Origin of the sequence: Delftia acidovorans NBRC 14950, from assembly GCF_001598795.1 — a bacterium.
Lineage (GTDB): Bacteria > Pseudomonadota > Gammaproteobacteria > Burkholderiales > Burkholderiaceae_C > Comamonas > Comamonas acidovorans.
Map to the genome: position 1 here is coordinate 150,673 of NZ_BCZP01000010.1, position 22,437 is coordinate 173,109.

Consider the following 22,437-nt stretch of genomic DNA (forward strand, 5'->3'; position numbering starts at 1 on the left):
GCCGGCCTCACTTTGCGTTCTTGCGGCCTGGCTTGGCCTGCGCGGGAGCGGCCGCTGCCTCCAGGTAGGGCCGCAGATAGCGCCCCGTGTGGCTGGCCGGGTTGGCCGCCACGTCCTCGGGCGTGCCCGTGGCCACTACCTGACCGCCGCCCGAGCCGCCTTCGGGGCCCATGTCGATGATCCAGTCGGCCGTCTTGATCACGTCCAGGTTGTGCTCGATGACCACGATGGTGTTGCCCGCATCGCGCAGCTGCTGCAGCACTTTGAGCAGCAGGGCGATGTCGGCGAAGTGCAGGCCCGTCGTGGGCTCGTCCAGGATGTAGAGCGTGCGCCCCGTGTCGCGCTTGGACAGTTCCTGGGCCAGCTTGACGCGCTGCGCCTCGCCGCCCGACAGCGTGGTCGCGCTCTGGCCCAGCCGGATATAGGACAGGCCCACGTCCAGCAGGGTCTGCAGCTTGCGGGCGATGGTGGGCACGTCCTTGAAGAAGGCATGGGCGTCCTCCACCGTCATCTCCAGGATCTGGGAGATGTTGCGGCCCTTCCACTGCACCTCCAGCGTCTCGCGGTTGTAGCGCTGGCCGTTGCAGATGTCGCAGGGCACGTAGACGTCGGGCAGGAAGTGCATCTCCACCTTGACCACGCCATCGCCCTGGCAGGCCTCGCAGCGGCCGCCGGCCACGTTGAACGAGAAGCGCCCGGGGCCGTAGCCGCGCTCCTTGGCGGTGTTGGTCTCGGCCATCAGGTCGCGGATGGGCGTGAACAGGCCCGTGTAGGTGGCCGGGTTGCTGCGCGGCGTGCGGCCTATGGGCGACTGGTCCACATTGATGACCTTGTCGAAATGGCCCATGCCGATGATGTCGTCGTGCGGCGCAGCCTCGCCGCCGGCGCGGTGGATCTGGCGCGCGGCCTCGGTATAGAGCGTGTCGTTGACCAGCGTGCTCTTGCCCGAGCCAGAGACGCCGGTCACGCAGGTCAGCAGGCCCACGGGAAAGTCCGCCGTCACGCCCTTGAGGTTGTGGCCGCGTGCGCCCACCACGCGCAGGGCCTGCAGTTGCGGCGCGCCGGGCGCGGTTGCGTTGTCGGGATTGGCGGGGGGCTGCTGGGTGCGGGCCGGGAAGCCCTTGGCCGCTGGCCGGGCCTCGCCCTCGGCCGTTGCCTCCAGCACCGGTTGCCAGGGCGTGCGCCGCGCAGGCACTTCGATGCGCTGGGTGCCCGCCAGGTAGCGGCCCGTGGGTGAATCGGGGTTGGCGCGCACCTCATCGTAGCTGCCCTGGGCCATGACGCGGCCGCCATGCACGCCCGCGCCGGGCCCCAGGTCGATGATCTGGTCGGCCGCGCGCATCATGTCCTCGTCGTGCTCGACCACGATGACGCTGTTGCCGATGTCGCGCAGGTGCTGCAGCGTGCCGATGAGCTTGTCGTTGTCGCGCTGGTGCAATCCGATGCTGGGCTCGTCCAGCACATACATCACGCCCGTCAGGCCGCTGCCGATCTGGCTGGCCAGGCGGATGCGCTGGGCCTCGCCGCCGGACAGCGTGTCGGCGCCGCGCTCCAGGCTCAGGTAGCTCAGGCCCACGTCGTTGAGGAACAGCAGGCGCGAGGCGATCTCGCGCACCACCTTGCCCGCGATCTCGGCCTTGGCGCCCGACAGCTGCAGGGACGCGCACCAGGCATGGGCCTCGGCCAGCGTGGCGTGGCCCACCTCGTAGATGGCGCGGGCCTGCTCGCCCTCGCCGATGCGCACGAAGCGCGCCTCTCGGCGCAGCCGCGTGCCGCCGCAGTCGGGGCAGACGGCGACGCTGCGCAGCCGCGCCAGATCGTCGCGCACCACGCTGGACTCGGTCTCGCGCCAGCGCCGCGTGATGTTGGGAATGATGCCCTCGAAGGGATGGCTCTTGACCATGGACTCGCCCTTGCGCGCGCCGCTGTCGAAGACGTAGCTGAAGGGCATTTCCTCTTCGCCCGAGCCCCAGAGCACCACATGGCGCACCTTCTCGGGCAGCTCCTCGAAGGGCAGCTCCACATCGGTGCCGTAGTGGCGCGCCACGCTCTCCAGCATGGAGAAGTAGTAGCCGTTGCGCCGGTCCCAGCCCTTGACGGCGCCGCTGGCCAGGCTCAGCGTGGGGAAGGCGACCACGCGCTCGGGGTCGAAGGACTCCGTGCAGCCCAGGCCGTCGCAGCCCGGGCAGGCGCCCATGGGCGAGTTGAACGAGAACAGGCGCGGCTCCAGCTCGGGCAGCGAATAGCTGCACAGCGGGCAGGCGAACTTGGCGCTGAAGAGGTGTTCCTTGCCGCTGTCCATCTCCAGGGCGATCACGCGGCCGCCGGCGTCGGCGCCACCCGCGCGCAGGGCGGCCTCGAAGCTCTCGGCCAGGCGCTGCTGGGCGTCGGCACGCACCTTGAGGCGGTCGATCACCACGTCGATGTCGTGGCGCTCGTTCTTCTCCAGCGCGGGCAGGGAATGGGACTCGTGGATCTTGCCGTCGATGCGAAAGCGCACATAGCCCTGGGCCTGCATCTGCGCGAACAGCTCGGCGAACTCGCCCTTCTTGTTGCGCGCCAGCGGCCCCAGCACCATGAGGCGCGTGTCCTCGGGCAAGGCCAGGGCTGCATCCACCATCTGGCTGATGGTCTGGGACTGCAGCGGCAGGTTGTGGTCGGGGCAGTAGGGCGTGCCGGCACGTGCGAACAGCAGGCGCAGGTAGTCGTTGATCTCGGTCACCGTGCCCACGGTGGAGCGCGGGTTGTGGCTGGTGGCCTTCTGCTCGATGCTGATGGCGGGCGACAGGCCCTCGATCAGGTCCACATCGGGCTTGTCCAGCCGCCCCAGGAACTGGCGCGCATAGGCCGACAGGCTCTCCACATAGCGGCGCTGGCCCTCGGCATACAGCGTGTCGAAGGCCAGGCTGGACTTGCCCGAGCCCGACAGCCCGGTGATCACCACCAGCCGGTTGCGCGGAATGTCCAGGTCGATGTTCTTGAGGTTGTGCGTGCGCGCACCGCGGATGGCGATGCGTGACTGCGCCAGCGCCAGGCCAAGGTAGCGGCCGTCGGGCTGGGAGCGGGAGTCGGCGGCCCGGTCCAGGCCGCCGTCTTCGGAAATCGTGTGGGAACCAGGCATCGGGAAAACCCCTGCGAAGGCGAACCCGCCATGATAGGTCAGAACCCGTGCCACCGCATGGCGGCTCGGTCTGCGGGGCGGCAGGGTCTGCCGCGGCGCCCCTTCACAAAACTGTCTTGCACTGCCTTGCATAACCCAGCCACCCCGCAGCGCCGGCCTATGGGCGAGAATGGCGGATTGCTTGCCCCCACAACAGTGCACCCCGTGCTCGATTCCCCCACACCCGTCCACGGCGCCCAGGCGCCAGCCCCCTCCTCGGCCGCATCGGGCCGCATGACCCCGCAGGAACGCCGATCCAGCGCCAGCCTGGCGCTGATCTTTGCGCTGCGCATGCTGGGCCTGTTCCTGGTGCTGCCGGTGTTCGCGCTGGAGGCGCGCAAGTACCCGGGCGGGGATGATCCGGCCATGATCGGCCTGGCCATGGGCCTGTACGGGCTCACCCAGGCCGTGTTCCAGCTGCCCCTGGGCCTGGCTTCGGACCGGTTCGGGCGCAAGCGCGTCATCGTCGCCGGGCTGCTGGTCTTTGCCGCGGGCAGCCTGCTGGCGGCCACGGCCGACTCGCTGCTGGGCCTGATGTGGGGCCGGGGCCTGCAGGGCGCGGGCGCCGTCTCGGCCGCCGTGACCGCGCTGCTGGCCGACCTCACGCGCGACAGCGTGCGCACCAAGGCCATGGCCATGGTGGGCGGCAGCATCGGACTCATGTTCGCGCTGGCCCTGGTGCTCAGCCCCCTGCTGGCTGCCTGGGGCGGGCTGCCTGGCATCTTCGGCCTGACCTGCGCCCTGGCGCTGGCGGGCATTGCCGTCGTGCTCTGGGTCGTCCCGCCCGAGCCCGCGCGCCACGCCGACCAGCCGCGCGGCCGCATGGCCGAGCTGTGGCGCCACGGCGATCTGGTGCGCCTGAACCTGGGTGTGTTCGTGCTGCACACCGTGCAGATGTCCATGTGGGTGGCCGTGCCCGCCATGCTGGTGCAGGCAGGCCTGGACAAGCAGGCGCACTGGCATGTCTACCTGCCGGCCGTGGTGCTGTCCTTCGCCGCCATGGGCGGCCTGTTCGCCATGGAGCGGCGCGGGCGCCTGCGCGCGGCCCTGCTGGGCGCCATCGCCCTGATCACCCTCGTGCAGATCGGCCTGGGCCTGCTGGCGGCCGGCGGCGCGCAGCCGCCACTGTGGGCCATGGCCGTGCTGATGTTCGTGTTCTTCTGCGGCTTCAACGCGCTGGAGGCCACCCAGCCCAGCCTGGTATCGCGCATGGCCCCGTCCCCGCTGCGCGGCGCGGCGCTGGGCGCCTACAACACGCTGCAATCGCTGGGCCTGTTCGCAGGTGGCGCGCTGGGCGGCGCCGTCGCCAAATGGGCCGGCATGCCGGGCCTGTTCACCCTGACGAGTGTCCTGGCCGTGCTGTGGCTGGTCGTCACCTGGCCGCTGCGCCCCGTGGGCCGCCACGGCTGAACGGCGGATTTTCAGACGGTTACAAGCCGCCGCCACAGGCGGTTGCCACGGGATATCCGCCCCCTGCCATCGGCGGACGGCTTGCGGCACAATGGCGCGTCTGGCCCGGGATCCATCCCTCTATGCCCGGGCCACTTCCCTATGTAAAGGTATTTCACTCATGGCATCCGTCAACAAGGTCATCATCGTCGGCAACCTCGGACGCGACCCCGAAATGCGCACCTTCCCGAGTGGCGATCAGGTGGCCAACGTGACCATCGCCACCACCGACCGCTGGCGCGACAAGAACACCGGCGAGAACAAGGAAGCCACCGAGTGGCACCGCGTGGTCTTCAATGGCCGCCTGGCTGAAATCGTGGGCCAGTACCTGCGCAAGGGCAGCCAGGTCTATGTCGAAGGCAGCCTGCGCACCCGCAAGTGGACCGACCAGGCCAGCGGCCAGGAACGCTACGCCACCGAAATCCGTGCCGACAGCATGCAGATGCTGGGCAGCCGCCAGGGCGGCGGCGGTGGCCAGCAAGGCGGCGGTTACGGCGATGAAGGCTACGGCGACAGCGGCTACGACGCCCCTCCGCAGCAGCAACAGCGCCGCCCGGCCCCTGCCCCCATGGCAGCGCCCGCACCGCGCCAGGCCCCTGCCCAGCGCCCCGCTCCCGCGCCCATGGCACCCCCGCCCCAGCGCGCAGCCTCGGGCTTTGACGATATGGATGACGACATTCCGTTCTAAATCCGAAGAGGATTGTTTTTGTTGATTCGGGCCCGCCTGCTCTTCGGAGAGGCGGGCTTTTTCTTTGCCAGTCGCATGCCGACCCCGCTGAAGCGAACCGAGGCCCAGGCCGCAGCGGATGTGCCGCAGCTGTGCAAGCCAGCCAGACCTTGATCGTCTTCTATATAAAGAATAAAATATTTATCTTTGAATGATTTTTTAATATTTAAAGATAAAAATAATGAATCTTGGACTTTACTCTTCCTCACAAATCGCGGCAGAGCTATCGTCACGGCTGCGCAAGCATCGCATCGCCCAAAAGTTCACTCAGGCGGAACTGGCCAGCCGTGTAGGCGTATCCAAGGCCACCATCGTCAACATGGAGGCAGGCAAGAACGTCTCATTCGAGACCGTGATTGCCGTTGTACAGGTGCTGGGCCTTGCCATTCAGCTTGAAGAGCTGTTTCTTTATCAACCACGCACGATTGAAGAGCTTGAAAGGATTTCAACTCTTCCTCAGCGGGTGCGTTCCCTGAAAGCTTCACATGGTTCAGAAGATTAATGTCTACTACGAAGGCTGGGGCGACAAATTTCATTGGGCAACCCTTGGTGCAGCCGACGCCAGAAGCAGCATTATTTTTGAATATACCGACGAGGCTTTTGCCAAGGGACTGGAGCTATCGCCCTACCTTTTCCCGCTTGTAAAGGGACGAGATTTCTCCCAATCTCTACCAAGACACCAATTAGGTCTACCAGGCCCTGTCTACGATTCTTTGCCGGATGGATGGGGTTTGCTCCTGATGGACAAACTATTCCAAAAACGTGGATTGGACCCTGCTCGGTTATCTGCGCTGGATCGATTGGCATATGTCGGCGACAGCGCATTAGGTGCAATGACATTTGCACCTGCTGATAGTTTCATGAAACAGCCTCAAGCAGATATTCCTATGGCAATGCTTGCACAAGAAGTGCAACAAGTGCTTGAGGACAAGGACACAGCTCTGCTAGCGCAACTCGCCCTGGTGGGTGGCTCGCCTCATGGGGCTCGGCCCAAGGCGCTGGTCTATCTGAATAGCGAGACACATCGCGCGAGCACCGTACCCATGGAGGGCGCTGAACCTTGGCTGGTGAAATTTCCCGCAATGAATGAACACTCCGAGGTTTGTGCCATTGAGGATCTCTACATCAAGTCTGCCAGTGCATGCGGGCTTGAGGCGCCGCCTACCGTCAGCTTGGATTTGGGACAGGGGCTGTCTGCCTTTGGCATCAAACGCTTCGACAGAGAAGGCAAGTACCGCGTTCCTGTCCACACCTTGGCTGCATTTGTTGGCGCTGATTTCCGGGTGGCCGGGTCCATCGGCTATATCACCTTGATTCAGGCAACACGATTTCTGACCAGAGATTCAAGGGAAGTGAAAAAAGCCTTTGAACGCGCTGTGTTCAACGTGATTTTCAACAATCGGGATGACCACGGAAAGAATTTCTCCTTCAGGATGGGAAAGGATGGCCATTGGAAGCTTGCCCCGGTTTATGACATAACCTTCAATAGAGGACCGGGCGGCTACCATCAAATGGACGTAGCAGGCGAGGCATCCATTATTCGATTGGCGCATCTGCAACAGCTCGGCAAAGAAGCTGGAGTCAGCAAAAAAGAAACAATAGAAATCATTTCGAGAGTTGCGCAGGAGGCATCTTTATTCTCTGCACGAGTGCAGGAATACGATGGCGCCATCCGCAGGCAAACAGAACAGAGTATCTCGAGAATTCTTCAAGCGAATATCAAAGCGGCCACATCATAGGCGCCGCATCCATGGCGCCTTCATGATCGGAGCGGCGCTTCCCGCCCCCCCGAACACCCACCCCCTCGTACAATCGCGCCCGTGATTTCAGTCCACCGGCACCGTCAACCCGAGGCTCGCCATGCGCGCAGCCGCGATGCCGCGCGCCTTCACAGCTTCACGCTGGCCCGCATCGCGCGCGGCTCGCAGAGCCGGCGTTCGGGCTGCACCCGCCTGGCGCCGCCGTAGCACGGCCGAACCGTACAAGCCGCCAGGTTTCGGGCATCGCCCGACGCCCGGCATGTTCATTCCCGTCTACAAAATCCTGCTCCGCCTTGTCACACCCAGCGCGGCGGGGCCGGCCATTTCCATGTCGAAACACCCCCATCCCTTTCGCGCCGAGTGGGCGCCCAGCATTCCGCGCGAGCTCATGGCCGGCGCCGTGGCCACCTTTGCGCTGATCCCCGAGGTCATCGCCTTCTCCTTCGTGGCCGGGGTCGATCCCGCCGTCGGGCTGTTCGCCTCCTTCATCATCAGCATCGTCATCGCCTTCACGGGCGCGCGCCCGGCCATGGTGTCGGCGGCGGCGGGCTCGGTCGCGCTGGTGGCGGCGCCGCTGGTGCATGCGCATGGCGTGCAGTACCTTTTTGCGGCCGGCATCCTTGCGGGAGCCGTGCAGATCCTGTTCGGCCTGCTGCGCCTGGGCGTGCTGATGCGCTATGTGTCGGGCTCGGTGCGCACGGGCTTCGTCAATGCGCTGGCCATCCTGATCTTCTCGGCCCAGATACCGCACCTGATCGGCGCCAATGCCGCCACCTGGGCCATGGTGGGTGCCGGCCTGCTGATCATCTACGGCCTGCCCCGGCTGACCACGGCCGTGCCCTCGCCCCTGGTCTGCATCGTGGTGCTGACGGTGGCGGCGCAATGGCTGGACCTGCCCCTGAAGACGGTCGCCGACCTGGGCCTGCTGCCGGACGGCCTGCCCAGCTTCGGGCTGCCGCAGGTGCCTTGGTCGCTGGAGACGCTGCGCCTGATCGCCCTGCCCGCGCTGGCGATCGCCATGGTGGGATTGCTGGAGTCCATGATGACGGCCAGCGTGGTCGATGAACTCACGGACACGCCCAGCTCCAAGAACCGCGAGTGCAGCGGCATCGGCGTGGCCAACATCGCGGCCAGCCTGTTCGGCGGCATTGCCGGCTGCGCCATGATCGGCCAGACCGTGGGCAATGTGCGCTACGGCGGCCGCGGCCGGCTGTCCACGCTGTTCGCGGGCGCCTTCCTGCTCATCCTGATGGTGCTGCTCAAGCCCTGGGTGTCCCAGGTGCCGGTGGCGGCGCTGGTGGCCATCATGGTGATGGTGTCGGCCTCCACGCTGGACTGGGGATCGGCCCGCGCCCTGCTCAGGCATCCCAAGCTGTCCAGCGCCGTCATGCTGGCCACCGTGGTGGTCACCGTCGCCACGGACAACCTGGCCGCCGGCGTGGGCGTCGGCGTGCTGCTCAGCGGGGTGTTCTTCACCTTCAAGGTCTCAAGGCTGCTGTCCGTCGAGAAGACGCAGGACGGCGCAGGCCTGACCTACCGCGTATCGGGCCAGGTCTTCTTTGCATCGGCCGACCAGCTGGTCGATGCCTTCGACGTGCGGGACATCGAAGGCCGGCCGGTGCGCATCGAACTGACCAACGCGCATTTCTGGGACATCACGGCCGTCAATGCGCTGGACAAGGTCTGCCAGCGCCTGCGCAAGCACGGCAGCACGGTCGAGGTGACGGGCCTGAACGAACACGGCCGGGCACTGGTGTCGCGGCTGGATATCGGCATCGAGTAGGAAACCTGCCCCGGGCATGGTTTTCCAGCGCTGGCAGACCGCTTGCTTTCCTGGGGCAGACGCGGCCTGCTCTTTCGCAAAGAGAAATCCGTCAAATATCGAATGAGTCATTCAGAAATTTCTCTATTTCAAAGAGTTACTCTTTTGAAATAAAGATTTCAGCCCGCTCATTTAGGATCTGGACCGCTGTCACCTCCCCAAACCCGTCCCATCTCTTCCATGCGACTCAGATCCGTTATCTTGGGCCTTGTCCTCCTGGTCTTTGCCGCATCCGCATCCTGGTTGGCCGTGTATGGGTTTCTCATCTCCCAGGAGGACTACTCGCCTGAGCGGGGATCGCTCAGATATTACGTAGGAATCTCTTCCCTGATACGCAATGCGCCAGCGACAGGGACGATGGCGCAGCCCGCCTACTTCGGCTCCGTCGGTGATGGCAACAAGCCCCCGCAGTCCGAGATGACCTTCGAGACCAGCGCCAACGACATCACCGAAGCCACTGCGGCCATCACCAGCTACCTGCGCCAGAAGGATTTCCACCAGAGATCCATCGATGCCGAAAATGCCGCCGCATCGTTTGTCCCCGAGGGAGAGCGCCTTGTCCAATACGCGCAATACGCGTCATCGGCCGGCGAAGTTGCCGTACTGGCGGTCACCCAGGCAATGGCAACAGGCCTGTGCAAGGTCACGCTCACCCATTACGACTGAACATGTCCAGCAGATCCCACATACCCCGAAGACTCATCTATACCTGCAACTGCGGATGGATTGACCTGGGCCACCTCCAATCGGTCGAGAGCCATCGCAATCGCTACGCCAGTGCGGCCTATCTCTGGAAAGACATACTGCATGAGCGCGGCATCGGGATTCCCGGTCACTCCGACAGCCATCTGATTCAATACAAGCAATCCATGGGGCGCTTTGGCCTGACCCAGGAATTTGCCAAGTTCTATCTCGTCAAGAAAGGCCTGTCTCTTTCAGCGAAGCGCTCCGTGGCCCTGGCCATATTCATGGAGGTTTCCATGGGTTTCGAGAGCCTGCAGGCATCCATGTCGCTCCTCACAGACAGTGGATTCAGCCAGGAAGACCTCGTTTCCAACCTGATTGGCTTCTACATGGTCGTGCACGGGGCACTGGACTGGAAGAACCTGTGCAAGCCGGTTTCCACCGAGGCATCGCTGGCCGTCTGGGATGCCAACGGTCCCGTGGGAAGCCATAAAAACAAAGTCTTCCAGCCGCAGTTCCACGCCTGCGAGGAATGCAAGAGCAAGCACCATGTGCAGCTGCCGCGCTTTCCTTCCGCGTTTCAGTCCATACAGCCCGCATCCAAGGGTTTGCACTTCATCGAAGCATCTGATGGGCTGCCAGTGCCAAAGCACATGCTTTCGACACTGTTTCCCTGAGTCTTCCTGCCCTGCGCCAGAACGCAGGCGCCCTCACCGCTCATCGAACGACAGCACCACGCGCTCGGTCAGCGGATGCGCCTGGCAGGTCAGGACAAAGCCGCAGGCGACTTCGTTCTTGTCGAGGGCGAAGTTGCGCTCCATGCGCACCTCGCCCTCGACCACCTTGGCGCGGCAGGTGCCGCAGACGCCCGAGGTGCAGGAATAGGGCACTTCCAGCCCGGCCGAGGAGGCCGCGTCCAGGATGCTGGCCTGGCCGCGCGTGAAGGGGATCTCGCGCGAGAGGCCATCGCGCACCAGGGTGATGCGGGCGGTGGCGGCGTCGCCGGGCTGGGCCTCGTGCACCACGGCGCCCACCGTACCCTGGCCTGCGGCCGGCAGGGCCACGCCGAAGCGCTCGATGTGGATGCGCTCCTCGGCCACGCCGGCGGCCAGCAGGGCGGCCTCGGCCTCGTCGTTCATCTGGAAGGGGCCGCAGATGTAGACATGGTCGATGTGCGCGGCCGGCACCACGCCCTGCAGGAATTCGGCGATCTTGCTGCGGTCCATCACACCCATGTTCAGCGGCAGGTCGGTGTGCTCGTCCGAGAACACATGCTGCAGCGACAGCCGCGACATGTAGCGGTTCTTGAGGTCCTCGATCTCCTCCTTGAACATGGTGGACTGCAGCTGGCGGTTGCCGTAGATCAGCGTGAAGCGGCTGGCGGGCTCGCGCGCCAGCACGGTCTTCATGATGGACAGGATGGGCGTGATGCCGCTGCCGCCGGCGACGCCTACATGGTGGCGCGCGGCCCCGGGCTCGATGGGCACGAAGAAGCGGCCCTGGGGCGCCATGACCTGCAGCGTGTCGCCGGGGCGCAGATGCTCGTTGATCCAGTTGGAGAACTGGCCGCCGCGCACCTTGCGCACGCCCACGCGCAGCTCGCCGTCATCCACGCCTGCGCAGATGGAGTAGCTGCGGCGCAGGTCCTGGCCGTCGATCTGGTGGCGCAGGGTGAGGTACTGGCCCTGGGTGAAGCCGAAGACCTCGCGCAGCGCGGGCGGCACGTCGAAGGAGACGACCACGGCCTCGGCCGTGTCGGGCGCAATGCTGCGCACGCGCAGCGGGTGGAACATCGTGGTCGTGGTCATATCGGCTTGAAGTGTTCGAAGGGTTCGCGGCAGTCCAGGCAGCGGTGCAGGGCCTTGCAGGCCGTGGCGCCGAAGGCCGAAAGCCGCTCGGTGTGCGCGCTGCCGCAGTGCGGGCAGGCAACGGGTTCGGGCACGGCAATGCCCTGGCGCCTGCGCACCAGGCGGATGGGCGAGGTGCCTTCCGGCAGGCCGGCGTCGCCGCAGCGCCCGGGCGGCGCGATGCCGTACTCGCGCAGCTTGCGCCGGCCGTCGTCGCTGATCCAGTCCGTGGTCCAGGCCGGGGCGCGGCGCAGCACGGCGCGCGCGGGGCCCAGGCCTGCGGCCTCGATGGCATCGAGCACGCTGCGCTCGATGACCTCGGTGGCGGGGCAACCCGAGTAGGTGGGCGTGAGCACGATCTCCATGCCCTGGCCTTCGGGCAGGGCATGGACCTCGCGCACGATGCCCAGCTCGCAGACCGAGATCACGGGCACCTCGGGATCGGGCACGTCCTGCAGCGCGGCCCAGGCCAGGCGCTCGCGCTCGGCCAAGGCGGATGTGACGGCCACAAGCCGTGCGGCAGCCATCACCACACCCCGCCCGGATAGGCGCGCTGCAGGTGCTGCATCTCGGCCAGGATGAAGCCCATGTGCTCGCTGTGAACGCCGTTGCGGCCCGTGCTGCGGAAGGCGGATTCGGCTGGCATGTCCAGCGTGGCCTCCTGCAGCAGGGCGGCCATTTCGGCCTGCCAGGGCTCGCGCAGCTCGGACCAGGCCGGACCCAGGCCGCTGGCGCGCGCGGCAGCGTCCGTGGCGTCGTCGGTGAACAGCTCGGCCGCGTAGCGCCACAGCTGGGCCAGCGCCGCCTCCATGCGCTGGCGCGATTCCTCGGTGCCGTCGCCCAGGCGCACCACCCAGTCGCCCGCGTGCTGCTCGTGGTAGCGCGCCTCCTTGAGCGCCTTGGCGGCGATGGCGGCCAGCTCGGCATCGCTGGAGTGCACCAGGCGCTCCCACATCAGGCGCAGCCAGGTGGCGGCCATGGCGTTGCGCAGCACGGTGAAGGCGAAGTCGCCGCGCGGCAGCTCGGCCAGCGTGGCGTTGAAGTAGTCGCGCTCGTCGCGCAGAAAGGCGAGCTGGTCCTCGTCGTGCGCGCGGCCTTCAAGCTGGCCGGCGCGGGTCAGCAGGGCTCGTGCCTGGCCGACCAGGTCCAGCGCCATGTTGGTCATGGCGATGTCCTCTTCGAGGATGGGCGCGTGGCCGCACCACTGGCCCAGGCGCTGGGCCAGGATCAGGCAGGTATCGCCCAGGCGCAGCAGGTACTGCACCTCGGGACGGGCGTCGATGGCGATGGAGGAGGCCGAGGCGGAGGCGTTCATGGCTGCACCCCGCTCACATGTGGTCCACCGAGGGCGGCAGCTGGTAGAAGGTCGGATGGCGGTAGACCTTGTCCTGGGCCGGGTCGAAGAACATGTCCTTGTCGCCGGGGTCGCTGGCCACGATCTGGTCCGAGCGCACCACCCAGACGCTCACGCCCTCCTGGCGCCGCGTGTAGACATCGCGCGCCATCTGCAGCGCCATCTGCGGGTCGGCCGCATGCAGGCTGCCGCAGTGCTTGTGGTCCAGGCCGGCCTTGCTGCGGACGAAGACTTCCCACAGCGGCCATTCGTTGGTGATGTTCTGTTCGACGGTGGTCATGCGGCCTCCTTGCGGGTCTGGTTTCTCTGTGTCTGCTTGCGGGCATGGGCCAGGGCGGCCTCGCGCACCCAGGCGCCTTCGTCCCAGGCCTTGACGCGGGCGCCCAGGCGCTCGCGGTTGCAGGGGCCGTCTCCGGCGATCACGCGCCAGAACTCGTCCCAGTCGATGGGGCCATGGTCATGGGCCTGGCGGGCCTCGTTCCATTTCAGGTCGGGGTCGGGCAGGGTCACGCCCAGCACCTTGGCCTGGTCCACCGTGGCGTCGATGAACTTCTGGCGCAGCGCGTCGTTGGAGATGCGCTTGATGCCCCAGCGCATGGACTGCGCGCTGTTGGGCGACTGGTCGTCGGGCGGGCCGAACATCATGATGGACGGCCACCACCAGCGGTTGACGGCGTCCTGCACCATGGCCTTCTGCGCCTCGGTGCCCTGCTGCATCATGGTCAGCAGCGCCTCGTAGCCCTGGCGCTGGTGAAAGCTCTCCTCGCGGCAGATGCGCACCATGGCGCGCGCGTAGGGCGCATAGGAGCAGCGGCAGATGGGCACCTGGTTCATGATGGCCGCGCCGTCCACCAGCCAGCCGATGGTGCCCATGTCGGCCCAGGTCAGCGTGGGGTAGTTGAAGATGGAGCTGTACTTGGCCTTGCCCGTGTGCAGCGCGTGCAGCATCTGGTCGCGGCTGCTGCCCAGCGTCTCGGCGGCCGCGTAGAGGTACAGGCCATGGCCGCCCTCGTCCTGCACCTTGGCCAGCAGGATGGCCTTGCGCTTGAGCGTGGGCGCGCGGCTGATCCAGTTGCCCTCGGGCAGCATGCCGACGATCTCGCTGTGCGCGTGCTGGCTGATCTGGCGCAGCAGCGTCTTGCGGTAGTTGTCGGGCATCCAGTCCTTGGCCTCGATGAATTCGCCGGCATCGATGCGCTCGTCAAAGCGCTGCTGCAGGCGCATTTCGTCGGCCGAGCGCACGGCCTTGCCGCCATCGCCCGCTTCCTTGCCCATGGTGTCCATGGCCTGGGTATACATGTGCGATCTCCTTCAATGAAATGGTTGACGACGGCCGGCGGTGCCTCAACGCGGCCGCTTGTCGTACACGCGCCGGGCCTTGCCGGTCTGCGTGCGCTCGATGGTGTCGGGATCGAAGACGCGCACCGCCGTGGAAATGCCCACCAGGGTCTTGATGCGCTGCTGCACCCACTGCGCGATCTCGCCGCGCTCGGCATCGCCCAGGCCGCGCCGCTGCGGCTGCAGCTCGCAGTGCACCTCGACGGTGTCCAGCAGGCCTTCACGGCTGATGTGCATCTGGTACAGGCCCGTGAGGCTGGCATTGGCCAGCACGATTTCCTCGATCTGGGTCGGAAAGACGTTGACGCCGCGGATGATCATCATGTCGTCGCTGCGCCCCACGATCTTGCCCATGCGCCGGAAGCTGCGGGAGGTCGGCGCCAGCAGCCGCGTCAAATCCCGCGTGCGGTAACGAATGATGGGCATGGCTTCCTTGGACAGCGACGTGAAGACCAGCTCGCCCTCGCTGCCGTCGGGCAGCACCTCGCCCGTGTCCGGGTCGATGATCTCGGGATAGAAATGGTCTTCCCAGATCACCGGCCCGTCCTTGCTTTCCACGCATTCGCTGGCCACGCCCGGGCCCATGACTTCGGACAGGCCGTAGATGTCCACGGCATCCAGCCCCGCCTTGCCCTCGATCTCGCGGCGCATGGCCTCGGTCCAGGGCTCGGCGCCGAAGATGCCGATCTTGAGCGAGCTCTCGCGCGGGTCCATCCCCTGGCGCTGCATCTCCTCCACGATCACCTGCATGTAGCTGGGCGTGACCATGATGATGTCGGGCCGAAAGTCCTGGATCAGCTGCACCTGCTTTTCGGTCTGCCCGCCCGACATGGGCACCACGGTGCAACCCGCGCGCTCGGCACCGTAGTGCGCGCCCAGCCCGCCCGTGAACAGGCCGTAGCCATAGGCCACATGCACCATGTCGCCGGGCCGCCCGCCCGCCGCGCGGATGGAGCGGGCCACCAGGTTCGCCCAGTTGTCGATGTCATTCAACGTGTAGCCCACGACCGTGGGCTTGCCCGTGGTGCCCGAGGAGGCATGCACGCGCGCCACCTTCTGGCGCGGCACGGCGAACATGCCGAACGGGTAGTTCTCGCGCAGGTCCTTCTTGGTGGTGAAGGGAAAACGGGCCAGGTCGGACAGCGTGCGCAGGTCGGACGGATGCACGCCCTTCTCGTCGAAGGCGCGCCGGTAGTGGGGCACGTTGTCGTAGGCATGCTGCAGCGACCAGCGCAGGCGCTGCAGCTGCAACGAGGCGATCTCGTCGCGGCTGGCGGTTTCGATGGGGTCGAGGTCGCCGGGGGCGGGGCGCAGGTCTTTGTTCATCGGGGTTCTGGCGTCGTGAGGCAAGGGGTTCAGAATAATTGACCGACCGGACGGTAGGATTATAAGATGCAGCTTTCTTGAGCAACAAGGCTTGTTGTCCGGTACTAACCCTGATAGCGACGCCACATTCCAACCCAGGAGACATCCCATGCCCGCCCACGCCCTCTACGAACGCCACCGCCCCCTGCTCGACGACGCCCTGCAGGCCCTGTCCCGCCGGGGCCACTGGTCGCCCTTCCCCGAGGCGCCCTCGCCCAAGGTCTATGGCGAGACCGCCCAGGCCCAGGGCCACGCCGCCGTGCAGGCGCTGTTCGGCAAGGACTATCCGCTGCGCCAGCCCGGTGAACGCGCCCGCGTGGCCACCGAGCAATCGCCCTATGGCGTGGCCCTGGACATCCGCTACCCCGAGTGCGATGCCCAGGCGCTGGTGGATGCCGCCCAGGCGGCCGAGCCTGCATGGCAGGCGCTGGGACCCCAGGGCCGCACCGGCGTGCTGCTGGAGGCGCTGACGCGCATCCACCAGCGCAGCTTCGAGATCGCGCATGCCGTGATGCTGACCACGGGCCAGGGCGCGATGATGGCCTTCCAGGCCGGCGGCCCCCATGCCCAGGACCGGGCCCTGGAAGCCATTGCCGTGGCCTGGAAGGCCATGGCCGACGTGCCTGCCGAGGCCGTCTGGGAAAAGCCCCAGGGCAAGCATGCGCCCGCCGTGCTGCACAAGCGCTTCGAGATCGTGGGGCGTGGCGTGGCCCTGGTCATCGGCTGCGCCACCTTCCCGACCTGGAACACCTACCCGGGCCTGTTCGCCGCGCTGGCCACGGGCAACCCCGTGATCGTCAAGCCCCACCCCAACGCCGTGCTGCCGGCCGCGCTCACCGTGAGCGTGCTGCGCGATGTGCTGACAGAACAGGGCCTGGACCCCAACCTCGTGACCCTGGCCGTGAGCGACAAGCCCGAATTGACCCAGGCCCTGGCCACGCACGCGGCCGTGGCCTCCATCGACTTCACCGGCGGCAATGCCTTCGGCCAGTGGCTGCAGTCCAACGCGCCGCAGGCACGCCTGTATGCCGAGATGGCCGGCGTGAACCTGGTGGTGATCGAGTCCACCGATGCCTACGCAGGCATGCTGCGCAACCTGGCCCTGTCACTGTCGCTGTACAGCGGCCAGATGTGCACCACCACGCAGAACCTGCTGATTCCGGCCGGCGGCATAGAGACTGACCAGGGCCACAAGAGCTTCGAGCAGGTCGGCGCCGATCTGGCCGCCGCCATCGACCAGTTGCTGGCCGATCCCAAGGTGGCCTTCACCGTGCTGGGCGCCATAGGCTCTGCGCAGACCGTGGAGCGCGTGGAACAGGCGGCCACCGTGGGCCGCGCCGTGCGCGCCTCGCAAAAGCTCACCCATCCCGAGTACCCGCAGGCCGAGGTGCGCACGCCCGCGCTGCGCGCGCTGGACGTGGGGGACGCCGCCATCTACGAGCGCGAATGCTTCGGCCCCGTCTCCTACCTGGTGGCCGTGCCCTCGGCCCAGGCCGCGCGCGAGCTGGCCGAGCGCAGCGTGCGCGCGCATGGCGCGATGACGCTGGGCCTGTACTCCACGGATGCGGCCTTTGTCGATGCCGTGGCGGCCTCGGCGCTGCGCTCGCGCGTGGCCCTGTCCATCAACCTCACGCAGGGCGTGATGGTCAACCAGTCGGCAGGCTTCTCGGACTTCCACGCCACGGGCGGCAATCCCGCGGCCAATGCCAGCTACACCACGCTGGCCTTCGTGGCCGACCGCTTCGTGGTCGTGCAGCGCAGGTGGTGAGGGACCGGGCCGGGCCTAGGCCTGGCGGGCCTTGCGCGGCTTCTTGCCGTCCGGCACGCTGACCGCGCGCACGCCGCCGAAGAACAGCTGGGACACCATGGTGCCTATGGCGTCATGGTCCAGCGTGCCGCCCGGCTTGAGCCAGGTGAAGGTCCAGTTGATCATGCCGAACAGCAGCATGGCCAGGGGCTTGCCCAGGGCGCTGTCGGCAGGTTCTCCGCGCACCTGGGCAATGGTCTGCGCAAAGGCCGCGACCACGCGGCGCTCCACGTCCAGGATGCGCTGCTGGTCTTCCTCGCGCAGGAAGCGCACGTCCTCGGTCAGCACGCGGTGGGCATTCTGGGCCTGGGCGTACTCCTGGCCGAAGCCGCGGATCAGCGCATGCAGGCGCTGCTCGGGATCGGCATGGGCCTGCAGGGTGTCGTTGACCAGGGCTTCGAGGCGCAGCACATGCTCTTCGGCAATGCGCACGGCCAGGTCGTGCTTGTCGATCACATAGTGGTAGAGCGTGGCCTTGGAGACGCCGCAGGCCGCAGCCACCTCGTTCATGGAGGTGCCCGCATAGCCGCGCTGCGCGAACAGCTGGGCGGCGTGGGAGAGGATCATTTCACGCTGGCCATCGTAGCCAGCAGGGTCACGTACGCGTGCCATGCGGCGGCGTCCTTTCGGTAGGTGTCGTTGCCAGGGTCCGCCCGTGCGGCCCGGGCCGGAATTATGGACGGCGCAGCGGCGCGCGCCCCCGCGATTACCAGTTTTCAGGGATATGCAAAGATGCGGGCTTCGCCCACAGTCGGGCGGCCATCCTGCCCCTTTTTACGCCCGCCGCTGCGCACGCCTTTTCCATGCCCGCCCACCTGCTTGTCCCAGAGTCCACGCTTCCGGCCCCGGTGCTGGTAGTGGAGGACGAGCCGCTGATCCGCCAGCGGCTGCAGTCCGTGCTGGGCCAGCTGGGCTACACGCCCGATGCCCTGCTGTTCGCCGGCTCCCTGGCCCAGGCCCGCGCCTGCCTGGCCGAGCCCGTGGCCCTGGCCCTGGTGGACCTGGGCCTGCCCGACGGCAGCGGCATCGACCTGATCGCCGAGATGCGCAGCGCAGACCCGGCCGTGGGCATCCTGGTGATCTCGGCCTGGAGCACGGAGGACGCCATCCTCGCGGCGCTGCGCGCAGGCGCCACCGGCTATGTGCTCAAGGAGCGCGACGACCTGGAAGTGTCGCTGTCCATCCGCAGCGTGCTGCGCGGCGGCGCCCCCATCGACCCCTTCATCGCGCGCCGCGTGATCGCCGAGCTGCAGGGCGCGGCACCCGCCACGCCGGAGAGCAGCGGCACCGAGTCCACGCTGAGCGCGCGCGAAAGCCAGATCCTGCGCCTGGTGGCCGATGGCCTGACCAACCGCGAGATCGCCGAGCAGCTGCACCTGTCGCGCTACACGGTGGAATGCCACATCAAGCACATCTACCGCAAGCTGGCCGTGTCCTCGCGCACGCGCGCCGTCAACACGGCACGCGTGCGCGGATTGCTGGGCTGACGGCCATGGGCTGGGGGCGCCGGTGGTGCGGCCTGGTGCGGCACTTCGCCCTGGGCCTGGCGGTTCTCCTGTGCAGTAGCTGCGCCTTGGCCCAGGCCTGCCTGCCGCAGATCCTGTCCATCCAGTCCGCCAAGGCCGCAGGCCTGGGACCGCCGCCCATCGCCAGCGCGGTACGCGACTGGCACAACGTGACCCTGCCCGACCACTGGCTGGACCGCTGGCCCGGCTACAGCGGCGCCGTCTGGTACCGCATCGACTGGCAGCGCGGCTGCGCTCACCCCCCTGCCGCTTCTGCCACCGCTCCCACCCCCGCCGATCCCGTGGCGCTGGCCCTGCACTCCATGGTCATGGCCGGCGAGGTCTTCGTGAACGGCGACCTGCTGTGGCGCGACCGGCACCTGGTCGAGCCCCTGTCGCGCAGCTGGAACATGCCGCGCTTTTGGCTGCTGCCCGAATCCGCCCTGCATGCGGGCACCAACAGCGTGTGGATCCGCGTGCACGGCCTGGCCGAGCAGACGCCGGGCCTGGGCGAAGTGCGCCTGGGCGAGCCCGAGGCGCTGCGCCAGTGGCACGAGCAGACCTGGTGGAACCAGCGCACGCTGTTTGCCATGAACATCGTGGTCTCGCTGGTGCTGGGCGTGCTGTTCGCCTTTGCCTGGCTGCAGCGGCGCGCCAGCAAGGCCTTTGGCTGGTACGCGCTCAATGCCTTCTGCTGGGCGCTGTTCCTGGCCAATATCCTGGCCACCGAGGCCTGGCCCTTCCCCGACACCCTGGCCGTGGCACGCGGCAATTTGCTGGTCTTTTTGCTGTTCGGCCAGAGCTTTTGCCTGTTCACCTGGCGCTTCGGCAGGCTGCACCTGCCCCGGCTGGAAAAGCTGCTGTGGGCGCTGACGCTGGCCGGCATGGCCGCCGCCATCTTCGCGCCCTGGTCGCTGGTGGACGGCGTGCTGCACATCGGCCTGGTGTACTTCGGCATCTGCGTGGCCGTGTCGCTGCACTTTCCGCTGCACGCCTGGCGCACGCGCGAGCCGGGCCACCTGGTCTATGCAGCCTGCCTGCTGGTCTTCCTGTGCGCGGGCCTGCACGACATGCTGGCGCTCAAGAAGGTGATTGGCCCCGCCACGCCCTGGATGCCCTATACCGCGCCGCTGACCATGCTGGCCCTGTCCATGGTGCTGGGCCGGCAGTTCGTGCTCAGCATGCGCCGCATCGAACAGTTCAACCAGGAGCTGACCGACAGCGTGGCACGTGCCTGCGACGAGCTCGGCGGCACGCTGGCGCGCGAGCATGCGCTGGCGCTCAGCCACTCGCGGCTGCAGGAACGGATGCAGCTGGCGCACGACCTGCACGACAGCCTGGGCGGCTCCCTGGTGCGCTCCATCGCCATGGTGGAGCAGGCGGGTGGCCCCATGCACAACCGCCAGTTCCTGTCCGTGCTCAAGCTGCTGCGCGACGACCTGCGCCAGATGATCGACAGCGGCACCAGCGTCTCCGTCACCGTGCCGGACACACCCCAGGCCTGGATCGCGCCGCTGCGCCACCGCTTTGCCAGCCTGTTCGACGCGCTGGACATGCAGTCCGACTGGCAGGTACCTGCCGCCTGGCCGCAGCCGCCCGGTGCGCTGCAGTGCCTGGCGCTGACGCGCGTGCTGGAGGAAGCGCTGGCCAATGTGATCAAGCACAGCCGCGCCCAGTGCGTGCAGGTGCAGCTGCAGTGGCCCGAGCCGCATTGGCTGATGCTGCGCATCACCGACGACGGCGCAGGCTTTGACGTGGCCGCCGTGCAGCAGGCCGGCATGGGCGTGGGCCTGCGCAGCATGCAGGCGCGCCTGCAGCGCCTGGGCGGCCATCTGGACATGGATTCAGAGCCCGGCGCCACCGTGCTGGCCGCCTGGCTGCCCGTGCCCGGCGATCACCTGCACGACGGCACGGAGCAGGCCACCCTCAGCGGGAAAAGCGCCCTATCCCCGCACTGACGCCGGCCGGCGTCAGCACATCGTCGAAATACTCCAGCGTGAGCTGGTTGCCGTCGAACGTGGCCTTGGACAGGCTGCCCGGCGAATCGCCCTCGGGCACGAAGCTGAAGACCTCGCCATCCCAGTGGCTGAGCAGCATGCGCTGCGAACCCAGGCTGACCTGCAGTCCACCGCCACCCGTCTGCAGGCTGACCTGGGCCGGCCCGTAGAAGCGGTTGGCGTAGCTGCCCACATAGGCGCCCAGCGGCCGGGGCGGTCGGGGGAAAGGGGGCCGGGTCTTGCCTGCCAGCTCGCCGTGCGGCTGCATGATGGGTGCCAGCCGCTTGGTCCAGATGCTCTCCCAGTCCTGGCGCTGGCGGCCCCATTCGACCTGGTCCAGGAACTGCGAGACCACGATCTCGGGCACGCCGATGGGCATGCCGTTGGTCAGCACCACGATGCCCAGCTTGAGCTCGGGCATGACGGTGAAGCTGGTCGCGCTGCCCGTGCCGAAGGCACCCGAGTGGCTGTAGGTGGTGCGCCCCGCCTCGGACACGCCCACGTTGAAGCCGAAGCCGTAGTAGCGCGCAGGCTCGCCGTTGCCGGCCGGCGACTGCAGCATCTGCGGCGACAGCGCCGTGCGCAGCGCCTGCGCATCGACCACCTGGCGGCCCTCGAAGCGGCCCTCGTCCAGCAGCATGGTCATCCAGCGCGCCATGTCGCGCACCGTGGAGCTGACGCCGCCGGCGGCCGACTGCGCATCGGGCCGGCGCACCGGCCCCGTCTGCCACACGCCGTTGACGCGCAGGTGGCCGGCCGCGCGGTTGGCGCGCGCCTCGAAATCGGCAAACAGCGAGCTGGTCTGCGTCATGCCCAGCGGGCCGTAGACGGCCTGCTGCGACAGCGCGGCCCAGGACTGGCCCGCGATGGCAGCCACCGCCTCGGCGCCCGTGGTCAGGCCGAAGTTGCTGTAGGCGTACTGGGTGCCCACGGGCCGCAGCGGCAGGTAGCGCAGTCGCTCCAGGATCTGGCGCTGGCTGTAGCCCAGCTCCTCCAGCGCATCGCCGGCCTGGCCGGGCAGGCCCGAGCGGTGGGCATACATGTCGCCCACGGTGATGCGCTGGGCCGCGTCGGCATCCTCCAGCGTCCACCAGGGCAGGCCCTGCTGCACGCGCGTGTCCCAGGACACGCGGCGCTGGCCCACCTGCTGCGCCACCACGGTGGCGCCCACGGACTTGGAGACGGAGGCGAGCTGGAACACCGTGTCCGCATCCACGGCCAGCGACGAGCCCAGACGGCGCACGCCCATGCCCTGGGCATAGACCAGGCGGCCTTCATGCACCACCGCCACGGCCACGCCGGGCACGCCCGTGCGCCGCATCTGCGCGCGCACCTGGCCGTCGAGTTGATCGAGCGCACGCTTGACGCGGTCCGTCACGGGCGGATCGATGGGATCGCCCCAGGACACCTCGCCGTTGCATCCGGCCGTGGCCACGGCGCCCAGGGCCGCTCCCAGAAAATGCCGGCGCGCAAGAATCGATGAAGCCATGGGGTCTCCTGTGGTGCTGTCGTGAAGAACAAAAGGAAAAAGAAAAAGGGGCGGTTGTGCCGCCCCCCGTGACGATAGCAAAACGCGCCGGGCCGAATCCTGCCCGGCGTCAATCCGCATCAGTGCCGCGTCA

The 22,437-nt window shown here is 67.3% G+C and carries 19 protein-coding genes; 10 read left to right on the forward strand and 9 right to left on the reverse strand.

What is annotated here, in order from left to right; translation table 11 throughout:
- Nucleotides 1-7: 7 nt before the first annotated feature.
- Nucleotides 8-3,121 (reverse strand): excinuclease ABC subunit UvrA, encoded by a 3,114-nt coding sequence (uvrA, locus tag DA1_RS15195; RefSeq protein ID WP_034389724.1) that lies wholly within the window; start codon nt 3,119-3,121, stop codon nt 8-10.
- Between the two features lie 273 nt (nt 3,122-3,394).
- Between uvrA and DA1_RS15200 the strand changes: the two genes are divergently transcribed.
- The 7 genes from DA1_RS15200 (at nt 3,395) to DA1_RS15225 (ending at nt 10,279) form a co-directional block, all read left to right on the forward strand.
- Nucleotides 3,395-4,570: an MFS transporter gene (locus DA1_RS15200; protein WP_034389722.1), complete on the forward strand. Its 1,176-nt coding sequence runs from the start codon at nt 3,395-3,397 to the stop codon at nt 4,568-4,570.
- 160 nt (nt 4,571-4,730) lie between these two features.
- A complete protein-coding gene (ssb, locus tag DA1_RS15205; protein WP_012202749.1) occupies nt 4,731-5,297 on the forward strand; it encodes a single-stranded DNA-binding protein in 567 nt (188 codons plus the stop codon).
- Nucleotides 5,298-5,517: 220 nt separating this feature from the next.
- Nucleotides 5,518-5,838 (forward strand): helix-turn-helix transcriptional regulator, encoded by a 321-nt coding sequence (locus DA1_RS29755; protein WP_034389720.1) that lies wholly within the window; start codon nt 5,518-5,520, stop codon nt 5,836-5,838.
- A complete protein-coding gene (locus DA1_RS15210; RefSeq protein ID WP_062794130.1) occupies nt 5,822-7,075 on the forward strand; it encodes a type II toxin-antitoxin system HipA family toxin in 1,254 nt (417 codons plus the stop codon). The genes DA1_RS29755 and DA1_RS15210 overlap by 17 nt, the downstream gene beginning before the upstream one ends.
- 349 nt (nt 7,076-7,424) lie before the next feature.
- Nucleotides 7,425-8,879, forward strand: coding sequence for a SulP family inorganic anion transporter (locus DA1_RS15215; RefSeq protein ID WP_230590699.1), 1,455 nt, complete (start codon nt 7,425-7,427; stop codon nt 8,877-8,879).
- A gap of 396 nt (nt 8,880-9,275) precedes the next feature.
- On the forward strand, nt 9,276-9,584 hold the full coding sequence (locus tag DA1_RS31340; RefSeq protein ID WP_230590698.1) for a hypothetical protein: 309 nt from the start codon (nt 9,276-9,278) through the stop codon (nt 9,582-9,584).
- A 2-nt stretch (nt 9,585-9,586) separates the two neighbouring features.
- On the forward strand, nt 9,587-10,279 hold the full coding sequence (locus DA1_RS15225; RefSeq protein ID WP_016449342.1) for a hypothetical protein: 693 nt from the start codon (nt 9,587-9,589) through the stop codon (nt 10,277-10,279).
- Nucleotides 10,280-10,312: 33 nt separating this feature from the next.
- Here the strand turns inward: DA1_RS15225 and paaE are convergent, their stop codons facing one another.
- The 6 genes from paaE to paaK are packed head-to-tail and all read right to left on the reverse strand — an operon-like array spanning nt 10,313 to nt 15,467.
- Entirely contained in the window at nt 10,313-11,410 is a 1,098-nt protein-coding gene (gene paaE, locus DA1_RS15230; RefSeq protein ID WP_034389713.1) for a 1,2-phenylacetyl-CoA epoxidase subunit PaaE, read from the reverse strand.
- A complete protein-coding gene (gene paaD / locus DA1_RS15235; protein WP_034389711.1) occupies nt 11,407-11,976 on the reverse strand; it encodes a 1,2-phenylacetyl-CoA epoxidase subunit PaaD in 570 nt (189 codons plus the stop codon). The genes paaE and paaD overlap by 4 nt, the downstream gene beginning before the upstream one ends.
- On the reverse strand, nt 11,976-12,764 hold the full coding sequence (gene paaC, locus DA1_RS15240) for a 1,2-phenylacetyl-CoA epoxidase subunit PaaC (protein ID WP_013804630.1): 789 nt from the start codon (nt 12,762-12,764) through the stop codon (nt 11,976-11,978). Before paaC ends, paaD begins: the two co-directional genes overlap by 1 nt.
- Before the next feature lie 13 nt (nt 12,765-12,777).
- A complete protein-coding gene (gene paaB / locus DA1_RS15245; protein ID WP_016454266.1) occupies nt 12,778-13,083 on the reverse strand; it encodes a 1,2-phenylacetyl-CoA epoxidase subunit PaaB in 306 nt (101 codons plus the stop codon).
- The gene (gene paaA / locus DA1_RS15250; protein WP_012202742.1) at nt 13,080-14,102 is read right to left on the reverse strand and encodes a 1,2-phenylacetyl-CoA epoxidase subunit PaaA; all 1,023 of its coding nucleotides are present in this window, start codon (nt 14,100-14,102) and stop codon (nt 13,080-13,082) included. Before paaA ends, paaB begins: the two co-directional genes overlap by 4 nt.
- A 45-nt stretch (nt 14,103-14,147) precedes the next feature.
- Nucleotides 14,148-15,467 carry a phenylacetate--CoA ligase PaaK gene (gene paaK, locus DA1_RS15255; RefSeq protein ID WP_034389709.1) on the reverse strand — a complete coding sequence of 440 codons (1,320 nt, stop codon included), beginning with the start codon at nt 15,465-15,467 and terminating at the stop codon, nt 14,148-14,150.
- Nucleotides 15,468-15,615: 148 nt separating this feature from the next.
- On the opposite strand from paaK, the gene paaN reads away from it, so the two are divergent.
- On the forward strand, nt 15,616-17,274 hold the full coding sequence (gene paaN, locus DA1_RS15260) for a phenylacetic acid degradation protein PaaN (protein ID WP_034389707.1): 1,659 nt from the start codon (nt 15,616-15,618) through the stop codon (nt 17,272-17,274).
- Nucleotides 17,275-17,289: 15 nt separating this feature from the next.
- On the opposite strand, the gene DA1_RS15265 is transcribed toward paaN, so the two are convergent.
- A complete protein-coding gene (locus DA1_RS15265; RefSeq protein WP_034389704.1) occupies nt 17,290-17,925 on the reverse strand; it encodes a TetR/AcrR family transcriptional regulator in 636 nt (211 codons plus the stop codon).
- Nucleotides 17,926-18,116: 191 nt separating this feature from the next.
- Between DA1_RS15265 and DA1_RS15270 the strand changes: the two genes are divergently transcribed.
- Together DA1_RS15270 and DA1_RS15275 are read left to right on the forward strand one after the other, a co-directional pair.
- Nucleotides 18,117-18,800, forward strand: coding sequence for a LuxR C-terminal-related transcriptional regulator (locus tag DA1_RS15270; RefSeq protein ID WP_013804635.1), 684 nt, complete (start codon nt 18,117-18,119; stop codon nt 18,798-18,800).
- 5 nt (nt 18,801-18,805) lie between these two features.
- The gene (locus DA1_RS15275; protein WP_034389702.1) at nt 18,806-20,776 is read left to right on the forward strand and encodes a sensor histidine kinase; all 1,971 of its coding nucleotides are present in this window, start codon (nt 18,806-18,808) and stop codon (nt 20,774-20,776) included.
- On the opposite strand, the gene DA1_RS15280 is transcribed toward DA1_RS15275, so the two are convergent.
- A complete protein-coding gene (locus tag DA1_RS15280) occupies nt 20,745-22,304 on the reverse strand; it encodes a serine hydrolase (RefSeq protein ID WP_016449576.1) in 1,560 nt (519 codons plus the stop codon). The genes DA1_RS15275 and DA1_RS15280 overlap by 32 nt on opposite strands.
- Nucleotides 22,305-22,437: the final 133 nt, after the last annotated feature.